The following is an 18113-nucleotide window of genomic DNA, read 5'->3' on the forward strand; positions in this document are numbered from 1 at the left end:
GAGCCCATGCCCGAGATTCCGCTGCCGCCCGCACTGGCCGAGCAGGCCCGGCGCTTCGCCGCGGAGGGCGGCGTGCCCGTCGAGCCGCGACTGGCCAGCACCGTCGTGCTGCTGCGCGAACCGCCCGGGGCCGGCCTGCAGGCCTACCTGATCCGGCGGGTGGCGACGATGGCGTTCGCCGCCTCGATGTACGCCTTCCCGGGCGGCGGCGTCGACCCGCGCGACTCGGCCGTGCACCCGGCCTGGGCCGGGCCGTCCCCGCAGGAGTGGGCGGCGCGGCTGGGGGTCGACGAGGCGATCGCCCGCTCCATCGTCTGCGCGGCGGTCCGCGAGGTGTTCGAGGAGTCCGGCGTACTGCTGGCCGGGCCCGGCCCCGAGACGGTCGTCGGCGACGTGAGCGGGGCGGAGTGGGAGGCGGCGCGGCTGGCGCTCATCGCGCGGGAGCTGGGCTTCGCCGAGTTCCTGAACGCGCGCGGGCTGGTGCTGCACAGCGACCTGCTCGTGCCGTGGTCGCGCTGGATCACGCCGGAGTTCGAGCCCCGGCGCTTCGACACGTACTTCTTCCTGGCCCGGCTGCCGGGCGGCCAGGTGACCCGGGACGTGGGCGGCGAGGCCGACGAGACCGTCTGGTGCGCACCGGGCGACGCCGCCGACGGGCGCTACACGATGCTGCCCCCGACGCGGGTCACCCTGATGGATCTCGCGGAGGCGGGCAGCATCACGGCGGTCCTGGCGGCGGCGCCGGCCCGCAATCCGGCCGACGCCATCCGCCCCACCGCTTGAAATCCGGCTCTAGCCGAAGCGGCCCGTGATGTAGTCCTCGGTCTTCTTCACCGAGGGGTTGGTGAAGATCTTGGCGGTGTCGTCGTACTCGATGAGCCGGCCCGGCTCACCGGTCTTGTCGATCGAGAAGAACCCGGTGCGGTCCGAGACGCGGGCCGCCTGCTGCATGTTGTGCGTGACGATCACGATCGTGTACTGGTTCTTCAGCTCGGTGATCAGGTCCTCGATCGCCAGCGTCGAGATCGGGTCGAGGGCGGAGCACGGCTCGTCCATGAGGACGACCTGCGGCTCGACGGCGATCGTCCGGGCGATGCACAGCCGCTGCTGCTGACCGCCGGACAGGCCCGCGCCGGGGCGGCCCAGCCGGTCCTTGACCTCGTTCCAGAGGTTCGCGCTGCGCAGCGCCTTCTCCGCAACCTCTTCGAGGACCGACTTCTTCTTGATGCCGTTGAGCTTGAGGCCGGCGACGACGTTCTCGAAGATCGACATCGTGGGGAACGGGTTGGGGCGCTGGAAGACCATGCCGATCATCCGGCGCACGGCCGTGACGTCGACGTCGCGGTCGTAGACATTCTGCCCGTCGATGAGGAGCCTGCCCTCGATCCGCGCGTTGGGCAGCACCTCGTGCATCCGGTTGATGGACCGCAGGAACGTGGACTTGCCGCAGCCCGACGGGCCGATCAGCGCGGTGACCGACTTCGGCTCGATGGTCATCGAGACGCCGTCGATCGCTTTGAACGAGCCGTAGTACGACGTGACGCCGTGGGCTTCGATCCGTTTCGCCATGGGGGGCTCCAGTGTTATCGGGCGAGCTTGTTACGGCGGGCCAGCAGCTTCGCCGCGACGGTGAGGGCCAGCACCAGCACGACCAGGGTGAGGGCCGCAGTCCAGGTCCGCCCGGGAGCGAACTCCGAGGCGACACCGGCCTGCTGGTACACGAACAGCGACAGCGACGACTGGTTGCCGTCGAACAGGTTGAAGTTGATCGCGTCGGCACCGCCGGCGACGAGCAGGACGGGAGCCGTCTCACCACAGGCACGCGCCACCGCGAGCATGACACCCGTGACGATGCCGGGGCCGGCCGTCGGCAGCACGATGCTGGTGATCGTCTTCCACTTGGGCACGCCGAGCGCGTAGGAGCCCTCCCGCAACGCCGTCGGCACCAGCCGCAGCATCTCCTCGCTCGAGCGGACCACGGTCGGGAGCATGAGCACGCTGAGCGCCAGGCCCGCGGCGAGGCCCGAGTAGTGCGGGTGGCCGTCGGAGCTGTACAGCGGCGTGATCGTGAACACCCAGAACGACAGGATGAACAGGCCCGCGACGATCGACGGGATACCGGTCATGACGTCGACGAAGAAGCGGATCGCGCCGGCGAGCCAGCCGCGGCCGTACTCCACGATGTAGACCGCGCCGAGGATGCCCAGCGGCACCGTGATGAGCGTCGCGATGCCGGCCTGCTCAAGGGTGCCGATGATCGCGTGGTACGCGCCGCCGTTGGAGTCGAACGGGCCGATGTTGTTCATCGACGCGTTGAAGAAGTCCCCGTCCAGCCGGGCGCTACCCTTGCTGATCAGCACCCAGACCACCGACAGCAGCGGCAGCAGCGCCAGGATGAACGTGCCGTAGATCAGCACCGTGGCCATGCGGTTGCGGGCCGAGCGCCCGCCTTCCACGATGGTCGCCGCGAGGCCCATGAAGAGCACGAAGAGCACCGCCGCGACGACACCGGTGAGGACGAAGCCGCCCGCGCCGGTGAGCTTGATCAGCACGAACGACACGGCGATCGCCGCCACCGCGACCGCCCAGGGCGACCACGTCGGCAGCGTCTTGGTCCGCAGCTGGGACGCGTCGGACACGCCCAGGGTGCGCGCGGGGGAATCGACGGCCATTACGCAGAGCCTCCCACGAACTCACGACGCCGGTAGATGATCGCGCGAGCGGCCATGTTGACGACGAGCGTGATGGTGAACAGCACGAGACCGGAGGCGATGAGGGCGCTCCGGCCGAACTCGTTGGCCTCGCCGAACCGGCTGGCGATGTTGGAGGCGATCGTCACGCCGTTCGAGCCGAGCAGGTCGAAGTCGATCTTGAACACGGCGCCCAGGGTGAGTGCCAGCGCGATCGTCTCGCCGAGCGCGCGGCCGAGGCCGAGCATGACGGAGGCGATGATGCCGGCGCGGCCGTAGGGCAGCACCGCGGTGCGGATCATCTCCCACTTGGTCGAGCCGAGGGCGAGGGCCGCCTCCTGGTTCTCCGGCGGCGTCTGCAGGAACACCTCGCGGGACAGCGAGGTGACGATCGGCAGGATCATGATCGCCAGCACGATCGAGCCCAGCAGGATGCCCTTGCCGTACGGGCCCTCGCTGCCGAAGATCGGCAGCCAGCCGGCCACGTCGTGCAGCCACTTCGACAGGTTGGTGATCGGGTCGAAGAAGTAGTCCCGGCCCCAGAGGCCGAACACCACGCTCGGCACGGCCGCCAGCAGGTCGATCACGAAGCCCAGGATGCTGGCGACCCGGCGGTGCGCGTAGTGCGAGAGGCACAGCGCGATGCCCAGCGCCACCGGCACCGACAGCAGCAGGGCGATCGCCGCGGTCAGCACCGTGCCGAACGCCGTCGCCGCGATGCCGAACTTCGGATGGTCGCCGTCGGTGAACCACTCCTTGGTGGTGAAGAAGTTCGAGTCGTCCTTCTGGATCGCCGGGATGGCCTTGACGATCAGGAAGGCGGCGATGGCCGCGATGATGACGAGCACCATCGAGCCGGACGCGGTCGCGGCCCAGCGGAAGACCATGTCCCCGCTGAAACGCTTACGTGGCGGAAGACCGCCACCTCCGCCGGTCGAACCGGCGGAGGTGGCGGGCTGAGTCTGCTGGCTCAACGATGTTCCTGTCAGGCCAGGTTCTTGATCGAGGCTTCGACCTTCGCGCGGACCGTCTCGGGCAGCGGGGCGTAGCCCAGCTTCTCGAGGGTCGCCTGGCCGTCGGTGCTGACCGTGTAGCCCAGGAAGCCCTTCAGCAGCGGCAGCTTGTCGGCCTGGTTGCCCTTGCTGCAGACGATCTCGTAGGTGACCAGGACGATCGGGTACGCGCCCGCCGTGGTGGTCTTGTAGTCGATCGACAGCTTGAGGTCGTCACCGGTGCCGGTGATCTTCGCGCCCTCGATGGTCTTGCCGGCCGACGCGCCGGTCAGCGCGGTGAACTCACCGGCGCCGTTCTGCACCTTGGCCGTGGCCAGCGAGTTGGTCTTGGCGAAGGAGAGCTCGACGTAGCCGATGGCACCGGCGGAGCGCTTGATCGCGCCGGCAACGCCGTCCGACTTCTGCTCGCCCTGGCCGCCCGGGGCCTTCCACACCTTGTCGTTACCGAAGGTCCACGCGCTCGGCGCGGTGGCGCTCAGGTACTTGGTGAAGTTGTCGGTGGTGCCCGACGAGTCACCGCGGTGCACGGCGAGGATCGGGGTCGCCGGGAGGGTCGCGTTCGGGTTGTCGGCCTTGATGGCGGCGTCGTCCCAGGTCTTGACCGCACCCGAGAAGATCTTGGCCAGCGTGTCCGGCTTGAGCTGCAGGTCCTTGACGCCCTCGAGGTTGTAGGCAATCGCGATCGGACCGGTGACCATCGGCAGGTTCAGGGCCGCGCCGCCGGTGCAGCGGGCGTTGGCCTTGGTGACCTCTTCGCCGTCCTTGAGCGCAGAGTCGGAGCCGGCGAAGTCGGCCGTGCCGCCCTGGAACGCGGTGATGCCGGCGCCGGACGCGGTGCCCTGGTAGTTGATCTGGGCACCGCTGCACTTCTGCTGGTAGGCCTTGACCCACTCGGCCATGGCGTTGGCCTGCGCGGTGGAGCCCTGAGCTGTAAGTGAGCCGCTCGCACACGTCGGGCCCGCGGCGGTGCCGCCGCTGGGACCGCCCGTGGACGGAGTGGAGGGTTCGTTGTTGTCCGAGCCGCACGCGGCGAGCGCGAGCGTCGCGGTGAGCGCGATGCCGGCGATAATGCCGTGCCGCTTGAGGTTCACTGCGGTCCCTTCGTCGGGGGGGTAGACCGACTTCCGTTGCCTGGGGAGGTGTCGGGAAGGCCGACGCAGGTCGTCGACTTGAAGGGACGCTATGAGGGTGAGGTAACCACGCCTCCGGAGGCGAGTGAACGAGGGGTGAACAGGTATCGGGCTGGACGTGACGCCTGGTCGGAGGCGAGTTGGCCATTGGGTGAACTGCCCAGCGGTGATGCATGGTGTCCGTTTTATCCGCGACCGCCGTCACAAATTGCGCTGAAACGATACGTCATTCGACCACCGGACGAACCCGAGCCCCTGGTAGAGCGCGACCGCCCTGGTGTTGCTCTCGTCGACGTACAGCATGACCTGAGCCAGCCCCCGGTTGCGCAGGTGCCACAGGCCGGCGAGGGTCAGCGCCCGGCCGAGCTTCCTCGCCTGGGCCTGCGGGTCCACCCCGAGGATGTACACCTCGCCGATCGGCTCCTGGGCGTGCGACTCCTCGCCGTCGTGCGGGTCGGTGTGCTCCTCCCCGTGGACCTTCGTCCAGTGGAAGCCGAGCAGCCGGCCGTCCTCGTCCTCGGCCAGCAGGAACCCGGCCGCCTCGAACCACGGCTCGCGCAGCCGCACCCGCAGGTCCTCCAGCGTCCACTTGCCCTGCTCGGGGTGCTCGGCGAAGGCGGCCGAGTTCAGCGCGAGCCAGGCCTCGTCGTCCTCCCCCGGCCGGAACGCGCGCAGGCGCAGGCCGTCGGGCAGTGCGACCTCGTCCAGCGGCGCGAGGAGCGAGCGCCGCAGCTGCAGCAGCACCCGAACGCGGTCGAAGCCGAGCCGGATGGCCAGCGCCGAGGCGGACGGGTGGTCGCCGTGCGCCCACAGCCGCAGCCGGCCGCCGGCCCGCTCGTCGGCAACCGCCATCGCCTCCGTGACGAGGGCGCGGCCCAGCCCGCGGCGGCGGTGCAGCGGGTGCACGACGAGCTCCGCCGAGGCACCCTCGACCGAGTCGGTGGTGTCGACGTGCGCATAGCCGACGATCTGGTGGCTCGCAGGGTCAAGAGCCAGCAGGTGTACCGCGAGAGCCTCGCCCCCGTGCCGGACGTGCAGCACGACGTGCTCGGACAGCGGCAGCGCGCCATCGGTGTCACCGGCCGCCCGCATCAGGGTGAGCACCTGCTCGACCTCGTCCGGGGAAAGGTGATCGGCGCGGCGGACCGCAGACGGAGGGATCATGCGACCAGGTTAGGCCCTGAACCCGATCGGGGCCTTACGCCGGGCCTCAGACCCGGACCGGCTCGGAGTCGGGGAGCGGGCGGGCGGGCGGGACGACGAACTTGTAGCCGACCTGCCGCACGGTGCCGATCATCGACTCGTACTCGGAGCCGAGCTTGGCCCGCAGCCGCCGCACGTGGACGTCGACCGTCCGGGTGCCGCCGAAGTAGTCGTAGCCCCACACCTCGCGCAGCAGCTGGTCGCGGGTGAACACCCGGCCCGGGTGCTGGGCCAGGAACTTCAGCAGCTCGAACTCCTTGTAGGTGAGGTCGAGCGGGCGGCCCTTGAGCTTCGCGGCGTAGGTGTCCGGGTCGATGGTGAGCTCGCCCGCCTTGATCATGCCGCCGCTGGCCGCCGCGGCGGAGTTCAGGCGCCCGACGGCGAGGCGCAGCCGCGCCTCGATCTCGGCCGGCCCGGCGGTGGCGAGGATGACGTCGTCGAGGCCCCAGTCGGCGTGCAGCGCGACGAGCCCGGCCTCGGTGACCACGGCGAGCAGCGGGACACCCAGCCCGGTGGCGTGCAGCATCCGGCACGTCGCGCGGGCGTCGGCCAGCTCGGTGCGGGCGTCGACGACGACGGCGTCGGGGCTGGGTCCGCTCACCAGGGTCCGGACGTCACGGGGAGCGGTGCGCACCGTGTGGGGCAGCAGGTCGAGTCCCGGGAGGACTACCTGCCCCGCTGGGGCCGCGGTCAGCAGCAGAATCTCCACGAGTCACCTCCGTGGCCGCGGCGCGCCTATCGGGACGGGCGCTGTGGCGCCCCTCGGCAGGGCGGCGGCTCGATATCGTCCCCGGCAACTCTGGCGGGAGGCAGTGGGTCTATCCCGCTTCGAGACTATCGGAGTCTTCACGTTTTGCGACCGGTCGAACCGCAGTTCGAGACAGTTGGGTGAGCCACACCCTACCGTTTCCGGCAACGTGCTATGGAAAACGCCCCCTGGACAACGCGCCCACGCGGGCGGGCGCTCCCCGGCGAGCCCGTTACCGTCCGGTTCTGGCACGATCGGAGCGTGCCCGCAACCCCGTCGCCCGCCGAGGACTCCGGCGCCTGGCCCCCGGCCGCCGAGCCGGCCCCCCGCCGGCGCGACCGGCGCGACCGGCGCGGCCGCGCGGGCGCCACCCCCGACGAGACCGCCGGCCTCCCCCACCCTGACGGACCCCACCCCGACGACCCCCACCCAGACGGTGAGCCCCGGCCGGGTGATCCGCGGGACGACGGCGAGCCCGGCGCCCCGCTGCCGAAGGTCCGCCGGCTGGTCTCCGCCGGCGTGGCAGGCTTCGCCGCCCTGGTCGCCATCGCCCTGATCGTCGGCGCCCAGACGCGACACGAGTCCTACGCCGTGGTCATGTTCGGCGTCCAGGCCCTCTTCGTCGCCGTCTGGACGATCGCCAGCCGCCCGCCGGCCCCGCGCGTCGTGGGCGCCGTGGGCATCGCCGTGGCCATCGGGACCGACGCCGCCGCGGTGCTGACCCACGAGGCGACGCTGGCCCCGCTGGCGTACGTCACCGCCGGCGGCTTCATCATCGGCGTCGTCGGCCAGCTGACCCGCCCGGCCGGCCGCCAGCGGGTCACCGAGTCGCTGGGCTCGTCGCTGATCGTCACCCTGGGCGTGGTCTCCTTCGCCAGCCTGATCGTGCTGGGCCGCATCCCGCACGGCACCCAGGCCATCGTCGCCTGCCTGGCCGCCGCCGGCCTGGCCCTGTTCATCGCCCGGTTCACCGACGCCGTGGCCCCGCTGCCCCGCATCGCGCCCCAGGTCCCGCGCGGCGGCGCCGGCGTGGTTCTGGGCGCCATGATGGGCACCGCGGCCGCCGGGACCATCGGCCACTACCTGGCCGGCCTGAGCCCCCTGCCGAGCGCCCTGGCCGGCCTGGCCACCGCCATCGTCGCGGTGATGGTCGACCTGTCGGTGGGCTACGCCGAGGCCAGCCGGATCATCGACGGCGACGAGCCGGCCCTGTGGCTGGCCCGGCACATCCAGGGCCCGATCGGCGCGTTCGCCTTCGCCGCTCCGGCCGCGTACGTCGCGAGCACCCTCCTCATCCTCTGAGCGCGCCCCTCGCGGATTCGCGCCAAAGTTGGGGGCGAGGGTCGCCTCGGTGGTGGGGGTACGAAATCCTCGTGCATGGGTAGACGGGCTGGAATTCGGAACCGGAGGGGGCGCAGTGGCGGCGACGCGAGGGGCCAAGATCGGTATTACGCTGGCCGTGCTGGCGATCATTCTGATCGGGGTGCTCGCCGTCGTCGACCGGATCGCGGTCGGGGTGGCGGAGGACCGGATCACGAAGGAGACCAAGGCACAGCTGGCCGCCAACGACGTGACGTACCAGGGCGAGCCCGACGTCAAGGTCACCGGGTTCCCGTTCCTGACGCAGGTGATCGCGGGCGAGTACCGGGACATCACCATCAAGCTCGACAAGCCCCAGGTGAACAGCGTCAAGCTCGACACCCTCACCGTGGATGCCCGCTCGGTCAAGGCCGACGCGATGGATCTGATCAACGGCAAGGGCGACGTCACGGCCGGCGTGGTGTCCGGGAACGCGACCATGAGCTGGGAGAACGTGCGGCCGCTGCTCGAGGTGGCGGGGCTGCCCGCCTCGATCGACCCCTCGCAGGTGGACCTCAAGGTGGTCAACAATAAGATCGAGATGCGGGCGCCGCTGACGTTCCAGGGACTCAGCGTGACGCTCGTCGCCACGGGCAGCATGATCGTGGAGACGGGGAAGGTGCGGCTCAAGCTCGAGTCCGTCACGACCGACAAGGGAAACCTGCCGGCGCAGGTCAACCAGGCCATCAAGCAGTACCAGAACCGGTTGCAGGTCACGGTCAAGCTGCCGGGGCTGCCGTACAACCTCGTGGTCAACTCCGTCACGACCACCGACGCCGGACTCCTGATCACCGCTTCGGCCGCGGACGTCAAGCTGACCGGGCAGTGACCCAGCGGACGCTGGGCGGACACGCTCGGCGATGCTAGGCTGCCAGACCATGAGCATGCTGCTCACCAGACGGCGCGCGGTCGACCTGTGCCGCGTGGCCACCTGCCTGTGTTGCCGCCCTTGATGGTGCGGCCCTGCAGCGTGCTCCTGTAACGGCTCGAGGCAGCGGCGCCCCAGACCGGTGGGTCTGGCCGGCGAGCAACCCGTCCGCAGGCTTTCCACAGACCCATCGCCGAAACCGTGATCCGTCCCCCTCGGGTCGCGCGCGGCTTCCTACCCGTGTGGCGACTCGAACCCACAAACCTTTCGTTCCTGGGAGAGAGAACACCCATGAGTCGCGAATCCGCCCTGGTCACGGCCGACTGGGCCGAGCAGAACCTCGAGACGCCAGGCCTCGTGTTCGTCGAGGTCGACGAGGACACCACCGCCTACGACGGCGGCCACATCCCCGGCGCCGTCAAGATCAACTGGAAGACCGAGCTGCAGGACCAGGTCCGCCGGGACTTCGTCAACAAGGAGCAGTTCGAGGCGCTGCTGTCCAGCAAGGGCATCGGCAACGACGACATCGTCGTGCTCTACGGCGGCAACAACAACTGGTTCGCGGCGTATGCGTACTGGTACTTCAAGCTCTACGGCCACGGCGACGTCAAGCTGCTCGACGGCGGCCGCAAGAAGTGGGAGCTCGACGCCCGCCCGCTGAACAAGGACGAGGTCAACCGCCCGGCCACCACCTACACCGCGGTGCACGACCAGGACCTGTCGATCCGCGCCTTCCGCGACGACGTGATCAAGTCCATCGGCTCCTACAACCTGGTCGACGTGCGCTCCCCCGACGAGTTCGCCGGTCGCCTTCTCGCCCCGGCCCACCTCCCGCAGGAGCAGTCGCAGCGCCCGGGCCACATCCCGACCGCGATCTCGGTGCCGTGGAGCAAGGCCGCGAACGAGGACGGCACGTTCAAGTCGGATGACGACCTGCGCGAGATCTACGGCGCGGCCGGCCTCGACAACGACAAGCCGACCATCGCGTACTGCCGCATCGGCGAGCGCTCCTCGCACAGCTGGTTCGTGCTGAAGGAGATCCTCGGCCACGACGACGTGCGCAACTACGACGGTTCGTGGACCGAGTACGGCTCGCTGGTCGGCGTGCCGGTGGCGCTGGGCGACGAGCCCGGCCAGGCCTGAGAGAGCTAGGGAATTCGATATGAGCACCACTGACAGCTGCGCCGCCCCCGACCAGAGCGCGCCGATCCCGGCGAGCGTCGACGTCGCCAAGGAAACCGTCATCACCGGCATCGTCAGCTCCGGCGACGGCCCGGTCGAGGGCGCCTTCGTGCGCCTGCTCGACTCGACCGGCGAGTTCACCGCCGAGGTCGTCACCTCGGCGGCCGGGCAGTTCCGGTTCTTCGCCGCGCCGGGCAACTGGACGCTGCGCGCTCTGTCCAGCAAGGGCAACGGCGACGCCACCGTGGCCGCCGACCGCGGCATCAACGAGGTCCCCGTCTCCGTCGGCTGACGGGGAAGCCTGCTGGCCCACGCCCGCAAAAAGCTTTGCCAGCACAAACGTGACGCCGTTCGCCGGGCCCAACCCCGGCGGGCGGCGTCACGCTTTGCGGCTGGGAGGATGGCGGCCGTGAAGCGCCGCTGGATCGTCACCGGAGTCGTCGCCTGGGCCGCGGCCGTGGCCGGGTTCGCGCTGTGGTCGCAGGCCAACGAGCGACCGACGGCCCGCGAGCAGACCACGATCGCCGACGCCCTGCCGACCGTGGACGGCGCGCTGGGGCAGATCTACGCGACCCTCGACCCGGCGGGCACGGTCGCGGTGCTGGGCGGCTACCGGCGCACGGAGGCGAGCTGCCGGGTGACCTCGGCCCGGGAGGGCACGCGGTTCGTCCGCGATCTCACCGTGTACGTCAAGAAAAGCACCGAAGGCGCCACCCTCGACCACGTCAAGGCGGGGCTGCCGGCGGCGTTCAAGGCCGAGGTGGTCCACAACGGCCCGACGGACCTGCTCAGCGCCGACGCGGGCAACTTCGTCGCGGTCCGCGGCAGCGTCCCCTCGCCCGGCCAGCTGCGCTTCACCGCCGACACCGGCTGCCGGCCGCAGGACGCGCCCGTCGCGGAGGCCACCCCGCCGGCCGAGCACGCCAGCCGCGCGCCGGTCCAGGCCGTGCTGGACACGCTGGGCAAGGAGGCCTCGCAGTGGCGCACGCACCGGCTCACCTGCTCGTCCGGGGGCGCCCTGTGGACCGTCGAGGCGGTCACCTCGGGCGACGGCGCCGCGGCCCGCACGACCGTGCCCGCCCCGGCGGTCGTGCTCGACGAGCCGAGGGTGTTCGCGTACCGCGCGGGAGCGGCCGGCCTGGCCCTGCGCGTGGAGAACGACTCCCTGGTGATCAGCTCGACAACGGGCTGCTAGCGCGCCGCTAATAGACGAGCGCCTGCGCGTCGTCCTGCAGGGCTTCCTCGACGAATGTCGCCGCTCCCGCGATCCGGATCCCGGGGATGACGTCGTCCGGGCCGATGCCCCGGCGCGCCGCGCACTGTGTGCAGACGGTCACCGTGCCGCCGGCCAGGATCGCCTCCAGCAGGTCCTCCAGCGGGGCCGCGTGCGGCAGCGCGAACTCCGCGGCGCGGCCCGGCAGCGCGAACCACGCCGAGTCCCCGGTCAGCCACAGCGAGGTGGGCACGCCGCCCGCCACGGCCGTCGCGGCCACGGTGAAGGCCTGCGAGCAGCGCTCCGGGGCGTCCGATCCAGCGGTTGCCTTGACGACGAGAGAACGAGCCATGGTTGGCAGCATAGGATTCGCGTAATGGTTACGGAGATCGGGTTCGTGAGCCTGCTGGTCGCCGGCATGGGCGCGCTGGCCGGCGGCCTGATCTATGTCGCGGTTCGGGTGTCGAGGGGGCGTTGGTGACTGACGTGCAGCCGCCGCCGTGGGCGGGGTTGGCTCCGGTCGGGGAGTATCCGTACGAGGAGTCGCACGACCTGCGGCAAGGGCCGGAGCTGCATCCGGCACTGCTGGGACTGCTGCCGCTGGTCGGGGTGTGGCGGGGTCGCGGGCAGGGTGACTACCCGACGATCGAGGGCTTCCACTTCGGGCAGGAGGTCCGGTTCAGCCACGACGGGCGGCCGTTCCTGTTCTACGAGTCGCGGGCGTGGATCATCGACGCGGACGCGAACCCGATCCGGCCCGCACAGCGCGAGGTCGGCTGGTGGCGGCCGGTCATGAAGGACGGCAAGGCCACCGACGAGCTGGAGATCCTGCTCTCCGCGCCGACCGGGGTCGTGGAGCTCTACGCCGGCCTGGCCCGGGGCACCACGCAGTGGCAGATGGCCACCGACGGCATCGGGCGCACGGCCACGGCCAAGGAGGTCCGTGGCGGGCAGCGCCTCTACGGCATCGTCGAGGGCGCCCTGCTGTACACCTTCGATCTGGCCGCGATGGGCGAGCCGCTGCAGCCTCACCTGTCGGCGCGCCTGGAGCGCGTCGCGGGATAGATTGGTTCTCGTGGACCTCGCGGAGATGCTCCGGTCGCGCGGGCTGCGGCTCACCGCGCCGCGCCAGCTCGTGCTGGAGGCGGTCTACCGGCTTCGGCACGCCACGCCGGACCAGATCCACGCCGCGGTCGCCGAGCAGGCGGCCGGCATCAACATCACCACCGTGTACCGCACGCTCGAGCTCCTCGAGGAGCTCGAGCTGATCACGCACGCGCACCTGTCGCACGGCGCGCCGACCTATCACGCGGTCGACGAGCACCAGCACGCCCACCTGGTCTGCCGGGGCTGCGGCTCGGTGCAGGAGCTGCCGTCGCCGGCCCTGGCGGGGCTGGCCGGCGAGCTGCTGGCCGAGCGGGGCTTCCGCCTGGACATCGGGCACGTGGCGCTGTTCGGGCTCTGCGGTGGCTGCCAGACGAGCCGAGGAGAAGCATGTTGAGCGCCGTTCCGGTCACCGCACTCGACCCCACCGACCCCGACGCCGGCGCCGTGGCCCACTACGGCGACCCGGCCCGCGAGCAGCGGAACCTGGCCACCGCGGCGGGGCTGGTCGACCGCTCCCACCGCGGGGTGCTCGCCATCCCGGGCGCGGACCGGCTGGGCTGGCTGCACAGCCTGACCACCCAGCACCTCACCGGGCTCGCCCCGATGACCGGCTCCGAGCTGCTGGTGCTCTCCCCGCACGGGCACGTGGAGCACCACGCCGTGCTCACCGACGACGGCACCGCCACCTGGTTCGACACCGGCGACGCGCCCGGGCTGCTGGGGTTCCTGGAGCGGATGCGGTTCCTGATGCGGGTCGAGCCGGCCGAGGTGACCGCCGACTGGGCGCTGCTGTCGATCGTCGGGCCGCAGACCGCCGAGGCCCTCGTCGGCCTCGGCGTCGGGCCGCTGCTGCCGCCCGACCTGCTGCCCGTGCCGGAGGCCAAGTTCGCCACCGGCTCCGTGCCGTCGCGGCCCACGGTGGTGTACTCGGCCGCCGCGCTGGCCGGAGGCGGGTGGGTGCGCCGGATGGCGTACGGCGCCGACCTGCTGGTCCCCCGCCAGACGGTGCCCGAGGTCACCGACGCGCTCGGGCTGCCGCCGGCCGGGATCTGGGCCTTCGAGGCGCTGCGGGTGGCCGCCCGCCGCCCCCGGGCCGGCTTCGAGACCGACCACCGGACGCTGCCCGCCGAGGTGGGCTGGACCGGGCCGGCCGTGCACCTGGAGAAGGGCTGCTACCGCGGCCAGGAGACCATCGCACGGGTGCACCACCTGGGCCGCCCGCCGCGCAAGCTGGTCCTGCTGCACCTCGACGGGATCACCACGGACGAGCTGCCGGCCCGGCACACCCCGGTCACGCTGGACGGCAGCGACCGGCCGGTCGGCTTCGTGGGGACGGCCGCCCGCCACTACGAGCTGGGGACCATCGCGCTGGCGGTGGTGAAGCAGAACCTGACCCCGGATTCGGTACTGCACGTAGGCCCGTCCACCGCCGCCATCGACCCGGACGCCTAGCCCGGGCCGCCGTACCCTCGGCATGGCAGGATCAGCGCCGTGATGACAACGACGTTGATCACGGTGGCTCCGACCGGCGCGGAATCGCGCAAATCGGACGTGCCCGCGCTGCCCGTGACGCTCGAGGAGCTGGTCGCCACGGCGCGGGACTGCGAGGCGGTGGGGGCCGGCGTGGTCCACGTCCACCTGCGCGACGACGCCGCGGAGCCGACCCTCGACCTCGGCCGGCTCAAGGAGGCGGTCGCCGCGCTGCGGGCCGGGACCGGGCTCATCGTGCAGCTGTCCACCGGCGGCGCGGTCACCGATCCGGAGGCCGACCGCCTGCGGGTCCTCGACGCCCAGCCGGACATGGCCTCGTGCACCATGGGCACGGTCAACTTCGGCGACGACGTGTTCCTCAACCGCTGGGGCTTCATCGTCGAGCTGCACACCCGCATGCAGGAGCGCGGGATCGTGCCGGAGTACGAGATCTTCGACCTCGGGCAGCTCGCCACCCTGCGCCGGCTGCTGGACAAGCACGGGCTGCCGGCCGGCGGGCACGTCCACGTCGACCTGGTGATGGGCGTGCCGGGCGGGATGCCGGGCACCGTGGCGGCGCTCGCCGCCTGCGAGGCGGCGCTGCGCGACCTGCCCGAGGGCACCACCTTCTCGGCCACCGGGATCGGGCGGACCTCCCTGCCGGTGCTGCTGGCGTCCCTCGCCGCCGGCGGGCACCTGCGGGTGGGCATGGAGGACACGGTGACCTACGCCAAGGGCCAGCCTGTGGAGAGCAACGCCCAGCTCGTGGCCCGGGCCAGCGGCTTCGCCCGGCTCGCCCAGCGGCCCCCGATGACCGCGGCCGACGCCCGCGCGATGCTCGGGATCGCCAATGGCTGACCTGTACGCCGGCGGCGAGCCCCTCGCCGAGGCGGTGCGCAACGACGTGGTGGAGAGCCGCCACCACGGCTCGGTGGTGGTGCTGGGCGCCGACGGCGAGGTGGCGGCCTGGGCCGGGGACGTGCTCGGGCCGGTGTTCCCGCGCTCCTCGGCCAAGCCCATGCAGGCGGTCGGGATGCTGCGGGCCGAGCTGGCGGTCAGCCAGGCCGAGCTGGCCCTCGTGGCGGCCAGCCACCGCGGGCAGGCCGTCCACCGCGAGGGCGTGCTGCGGCTGCTGGCGGACTCGGACATCCCCGTCTCCGCCCTGCGCTGCCCGGCGGAGTACCCGCTGTCCGAGGACGCCCGCGACGAGGTGGTGCGGGCCGGGCACGGCCGACAGCCGCTGTTCATGAACTGCTCGGGCAAGCACGCCGGGATGCTGCGCACCGCGAAGGCCAACGGCTGGCCCCTGGAGACCTACCTCGACCCCGATCACCCACTGCAACGGCGGCTGACCGCCACGATCGAGGAGCTGGCCGGGGAGCGGGCCGGCGCGACCGGGGTCGACGGGTGCGGGGCGCCGCTGCACGCGCTGTCGCTGCGCGGCCTCGCGGCCGCCTTCCTGCGGCTCGTCGCGGCCCCGGAGGGCAGCCACGAGCGGGCCGTGGCCGACGCCATGCGGGCCCACCCGCACCTGGTCTCCGGCGAGGACCCGGCCGAGGACGACACCCGGCTCATGCGCGCGATCCCGGGCCTGCTGCTCAAGGGCGGCGCCGAGGGCGTCGCGGCGGCGGCCCTGCCCGGGGTGGGCGCGGTGGCGCTGAAGGTCGACGACGGCGGGATGCGGGCGCGGCTGCCGGTGCTGGCGGCGGCGTTCGGGCGGCTCGGGGTGACCCTTCCGGGTCGGGTTCTCGTTTTCGGGGGCGGGCGCGAGGTCGGCGTGGTTCGCTCGGTGTGGTGATTCGGTTCACGCTAGCTACCGCTAGCGTTTTGCTTGCAAGAGTTAGCAGTCCGCGCTACGGTCAGTAAGCGTGACCGAAGAGCCGCGCGACCTGGGTGGGTTCATCCGTGACCTGCGCCGCAACGCGCGCATCTCGCTCCGCCAGCTCGCCGAGCAGGCGGGGGTGAGCAACCCGTACCTGAGCCAGATCGAGCGCGGACTACGCAAACCGAGCGCCGAGGTGCTGGCCCAGCTCGCGAGCGCGCTGCGGGTGTCGACCCCGCTGATGTACCTGCGGGCCGGGCTGCTGGAGCGCGAGGGGCACGACGTGCTCGCCGCGATCGCGGCGGACAACGACCTCACGGTCGCGCAGAAACAGTCGCTCAGCCAGATCTACGAGACGTTCCGCAGGGAAAACGCGCGGAACGTGACGGCCCCCGAAGGCGGCGCCGGCGCCGGCGCCGCCGAGCCGGGGCCCGAGCCGGAGCCGACACGTTCCCACGAGGAGTCGCAATGACTGTGAACACCACCACGAAGAGCACGACCCGCAAGATCCCCAACCCGCTCTACGCCGCGGCCGGGGCCGGCGACCTGGCGTACCAGCAGCTGCGCAGGCTGCCGGAGCAGGTCGCCCACCTGCGCGCCCGGGTCGAGGAGCTGCGCCCGGCGGTCGCCGGCGCGGTCTCGGAGGACAACCTGCGGACCCTGCGCGGCGTGGCCCGGCGCAACGCGGCCAACCTGCTGGCCAGCGCCCAGGTCGCCCAGGACCGGGCCGTGGCCGTCTACACCGGCCTCGTCGCCCGGGGCGAGAAGGTCGTCAGCACCGCCCGCGGCGCCCAGGTCAAGGTCGAGATCGAGCCGGCCGACAAGGTCGTGACGGCCGAGGTCACGGCGACGGAGGAGCCGGCCGGCGCCTCGGCGCCGGCCAAGAAGGTCAGCGCCAAGAAGGCCGCGCCGAAGGCCGCCGACACCAAGAAGTAACGGGTTTTCGGGAGCCCTCCGGCACCGTCGCGCACGGGCCGGGGGGCTTCGGCATAAGCTCGGTGCATGGTGAGTGCCGTCCCGATCTTCTACGCCCAGGTCGAGAACTACATCTCCATCGCAGTGTGGATCTTCGTCCTGGTGCTGGGGGCCGCGGCCTTCCTGCACTGCGTGGTGCAGCGCACCGACGCATTCCCGGCGATCGGCACCATGTCCAAGTCGGTCTGGCTGGCCCTGATCGGCGGCGGCGAGCTGCTCACCGCGATCTCGCCCAACCTGCTGCTGGGCTATCTCGGCATCTTCTCGCTCATCGCGGCCGGGATCTTCGCGGTGTACCTGCTCGACATCAGGCCCGCCCTGCGCGACGCGGTCGACGGCCACGGCTCCTGGTGACGGGCTCCCCGTAATGGACTTCCGCTGGCCGCCCCCACCCGACGGGCGCCCCGACCGGTTCCGCCCGCCGGTGACCCGGGGGCCGCAGACCGGCCGGCCGACCATCCCGGCCCCGCCGACCGAGCTCGTCGCCACGCCGCACGGCGTGGAGCTGGAGCAGCTGGTGACCGGCGAGGGCTCGCCCGTGACCGTGTTCGCACACGGGCTGGGCAGCGGCATCGCCGAGACCCGCCCGCTGGGCAGCGCCGTGCGCGGGCGGAAGGTCTTCTTCCAGTTCCGCGGGCACGGGCATTCGGCGGCGCCGGCGGGCGCGTGGACGTATGAGGATCTGGCCCGCGACCTGCGGGCGATCGCCGACCTGGCCGGCGCGACCCGGGCCCTCGGCGTCAGCCTCGGCGCCGGGGCGCTCACCCGCCTGCTCGCCGACAACCCGGGCCGCTTCGACCGGGCCGTGTTCTTCCTCCCGGCCGTGCTCGACGCGCCCCGGCCGGCCGCCGCCCACCAGCGGATCACCGCGCTGCTGGAGGCGATCGGGGCCGGCGACGCCGCGGCCGTGGCCGACGTGATCTCCCAGGAGATCCCGGCCCAGATGCGCAACACGCCCTCGGTCTGGGCGTTCCTGCGCCAGCGCCTCGACCAGCTCATGCGCGACGGCCTGGCCGCGGGCCTGGCCGACCTGCCCGAGCAGGCCGCGATCGAAGACCGGGCCGACCTGGCCGCGGTGCGGGCCGACTGCCTGGTGATCGGCTGCCGGGGCGACGAGCTGCACCCGGCCGCCGTAGCCGAGCAGCTCGCGGCCGCGCTGCCCCGCGCCGAGCTGCACGTCTACGACCGCCCCGGCATCCTGTGGACCCAGCGGGCCGACCTGCGCGGCCGGATCTCTGACTTCCTGAACGGCTGAGCGTTTCTGGCCGAACGGCCGACCCGGTGGCATGTATCAGATTGGCGACTGACGGGTCTTGTATTGCATGACGACCTC

General features: G+C 71.9%; 23 protein-coding genes and 1 pseudogene. 17 read left to right on the plus strand and 7 right to left on the minus strand.

Annotation, left to right across the window (positions count from 1 at the left end):
• Positions 1-6: 6 nt before the first annotated feature.
• On the plus strand, positions 7-783 hold the full coding sequence (locus AB0M46_RS03585) for an NUDIX hydrolase (RefSeq protein ID WP_363332670.1): 777 nt from the start codon (positions 7-9) through the stop codon (positions 781-783).
• Positions 784-792: 9 nt separating this feature from the next.
• Here AB0M46_RS03585 and pstB read toward each other — a convergent pair whose 3' ends face one another.
• The 6 genes from pstB to AB0M46_RS03615 form a co-directional block, all read right to left on the minus strand.
• Complete coding sequence (pstB, locus tag AB0M46_RS03590; RefSeq protein ID WP_363332671.1) at positions 793-1569, minus strand: phosphate ABC transporter ATP-binding protein PstB; 777 nt, start codon at positions 1567-1569, stop codon at positions 793-795.
• A gap of 14 nt (positions 1570-1583) precedes the next feature.
• A complete protein-coding gene (pstA, locus tag AB0M46_RS03595) occupies positions 1584-2672 on the minus strand; it encodes a phosphate ABC transporter permease PstA (protein WP_363332672.1) in 1089 nt (362 codons plus the stop codon).
• On the minus strand, positions 2672-3577 hold the full coding sequence (pstC, locus tag AB0M46_RS03600; RefSeq protein ID WP_363332673.1) for a phosphate ABC transporter permease subunit PstC: 906 nt from the start codon (positions 3575-3577) through the stop codon (positions 2672-2674). The genes pstA and pstC overlap by 1 nt, the downstream gene beginning before the upstream one ends.
• A gap of 98 nt (positions 3578-3675) precedes the next feature.
• Positions 3676-4794: a phosphate ABC transporter substrate-binding protein PstS gene (gene pstS, locus AB0M46_RS03605; RefSeq protein WP_363332674.1), complete on the minus strand. Its 1119-nt coding sequence runs from the start codon at positions 4792-4794 to the stop codon at positions 3676-3678.
• A gap of 240 nt (positions 4795-5034) precedes the next feature.
• Positions 5035-5997: a mycothiol synthase gene (mshD, locus tag AB0M46_RS03610; protein ID WP_363332675.1), complete on the minus strand. Its 963-nt coding sequence runs from the start codon at positions 5995-5997 to the stop codon at positions 5035-5037.
• A 46-nt stretch (positions 5998-6043) separates the two neighbouring features.
• Complete coding sequence (locus AB0M46_RS03615; RefSeq protein WP_363332676.1) at positions 6044-6745, minus strand: response regulator transcription factor; 702 nt, start codon at positions 6743-6745, stop codon at positions 6044-6046.
• A 300-nt stretch (positions 6746-7045) separates the two neighbouring features.
• Between AB0M46_RS03615 and AB0M46_RS03620 the strand changes: the two genes are divergently transcribed.
• The 6 genes from AB0M46_RS03620 to AB0M46_RS03645 all read left to right on the plus strand — a co-directional run bounded on the left by AB0M46_RS03620 (position 7046) and on the right by AB0M46_RS03645 (position 11388).
• The gene (locus AB0M46_RS03620; protein WP_363332677.1) at positions 7046-8086 is read left to right on the plus strand and encodes a hypothetical protein; all 1041 of its coding nucleotides are present in this window, start codon (positions 7046-7048) and stop codon (positions 8084-8086) included.
• A gap of 115 nt (positions 8087-8201) precedes the next feature.
• Entirely contained in the window at positions 8202-8972 is a 771-nt protein-coding gene (locus AB0M46_RS03625) for a DUF2993 domain-containing protein (RefSeq protein WP_363332678.1), read from the plus strand.
• Positions 8973-9021: 49 nt separating this feature from the next.
• Positions 9022-9096, plus strand: coding sequence for an Ms5788A family Cys-rich leader peptide (locus AB0M46_RS03630; RefSeq protein WP_345006453.1), 75 nt, complete (start codon positions 9022-9024; stop codon positions 9094-9096).
• A 206-nt stretch (positions 9097-9302) separates the two neighbouring features.
• On the plus strand, positions 9303-10154 hold the full coding sequence (locus AB0M46_RS03635; protein ID WP_363332679.1) for a sulfurtransferase: 852 nt from the start codon (positions 9303-9305) through the stop codon (positions 10152-10154).
• 19 nt (positions 10155-10173) lie between these two features.
• Positions 10174-10485, plus strand: coding sequence for a DUF1416 domain-containing protein (locus AB0M46_RS03640; protein ID WP_363332680.1), 312 nt, complete (start codon positions 10174-10176; stop codon positions 10483-10485).
• A 117-nt stretch (positions 10486-10602) separates the two neighbouring features.
• Positions 10603-11388, plus strand: a complete 786-nt coding sequence (locus AB0M46_RS03645) for a hypothetical protein (RefSeq protein WP_363332681.1) — start codon at positions 10603-10605, stop codon at positions 11386-11388.
• A gap of 7 nt (positions 11389-11395) precedes the next feature.
• On the opposite strand, the gene AB0M46_RS03650 is transcribed toward AB0M46_RS03645, so the two are convergent.
• A complete protein-coding gene (locus AB0M46_RS03650) occupies positions 11396-11770 on the minus strand; it encodes a DsrE family protein (RefSeq protein WP_363332682.1) in 375 nt (124 codons plus the stop codon).
• Positions 11771-11782: 12 nt separating this feature from the next.
• Here AB0M46_RS03650 and mtfM point away from each other — a divergent pair, with 12 nt between their 5' ends.
• From mtfM to AB0M46_RS03700, 10 genes and pseudogenes are all read left to right on the plus strand, one after another.
• Complete coding sequence (gene mtfM, locus AB0M46_RS03655; RefSeq protein WP_275423458.1) at positions 11783-11887, plus strand: small membrane protein MtfM; 105 nt, start codon at positions 11783-11785, stop codon at positions 11885-11887.
• On the plus strand, positions 11884-12471 hold the full coding sequence (locus tag AB0M46_RS03660; RefSeq protein WP_363332683.1) for an FABP family protein: 588 nt from the start codon (positions 11884-11886) through the stop codon (positions 12469-12471). The genes mtfM and AB0M46_RS03660 overlap by 4 nt, the downstream gene beginning before the upstream one ends.
• Before the next feature lie 25 nt (positions 12472-12496).
• Positions 12497-12907, plus strand: coding sequence for a transcriptional repressor (locus AB0M46_RS03665; RefSeq protein ID WP_363332712.1), 411 nt, complete (start codon positions 12497-12499; stop codon positions 12905-12907).
• The gene (locus AB0M46_RS03670) at positions 12901-13965 is read left to right on the plus strand and encodes a folate-binding protein (RefSeq protein ID WP_363332684.1); all 1065 of its coding nucleotides are present in this window, start codon (positions 12901-12903) and stop codon (positions 13963-13965) included. Before AB0M46_RS03665 ends, AB0M46_RS03670 begins: the two co-directional genes overlap by 7 nt.
• A 42-nt stretch (positions 13966-14007) precedes the next feature.
• The gene (locus tag AB0M46_RS03675; protein ID WP_363332685.1) at positions 14008-14841 is read left to right on the plus strand and encodes a 3-keto-5-aminohexanoate cleavage protein; all 834 of its coding nucleotides are present in this window, start codon (positions 14008-14010) and stop codon (positions 14839-14841) included.
• Positions 14834-15781, plus strand: coding sequence for an asparaginase (locus AB0M46_RS03680; protein ID WP_363332686.1), 948 nt, complete (start codon positions 14834-14836; stop codon positions 15779-15781). Before AB0M46_RS03675 ends, AB0M46_RS03680 begins: the two co-directional genes overlap by 8 nt.
• A 70-nt stretch (positions 15782-15851) precedes the next feature.
• A pseudogene (locus AB0M46_RS03685) lies at positions 15852-16184 on the plus strand (helix-turn-helix domain-containing protein); the annotation flags it as partial.
• A gap of 89 nt (positions 16185-16273) precedes the next feature.
• Positions 16274-16741 carry a hypothetical protein gene (locus tag AB0M46_RS03690; RefSeq protein WP_363332687.1) on the plus strand — a complete coding sequence of 156 codons (468 nt, stop codon included), beginning with the start codon at positions 16274-16276 and terminating at the stop codon, positions 16739-16741.
• 66 nt (positions 16742-16807) lie between these two features.
• Positions 16808-17134 carry a DUF2516 family protein gene (locus tag AB0M46_RS03695; RefSeq protein ID WP_344618146.1) on the plus strand — a complete coding sequence of 109 codons (327 nt, stop codon included), beginning with the start codon at positions 16808-16810 and terminating at the stop codon, positions 17132-17134.
• A 13-nt stretch (positions 17135-17147) separates the two neighbouring features.
• The gene (locus tag AB0M46_RS03700) at positions 17148-18035 is read left to right on the plus strand and encodes an alpha/beta hydrolase (protein WP_363332688.1); all 888 of its coding nucleotides are present in this window, start codon (positions 17148-17150) and stop codon (positions 18033-18035) included.
• Positions 18036-18113 lie beyond the last annotated feature (78 nt).

Source organism: Dactylosporangium sp. NPDC051485 (assembly GCF_040682015.1).
Taxonomy (GTDB): domain Bacteria; phylum Actinomycetota; class Actinomycetes; order Mycobacteriales; family Micromonosporaceae; genus Dactylosporangium.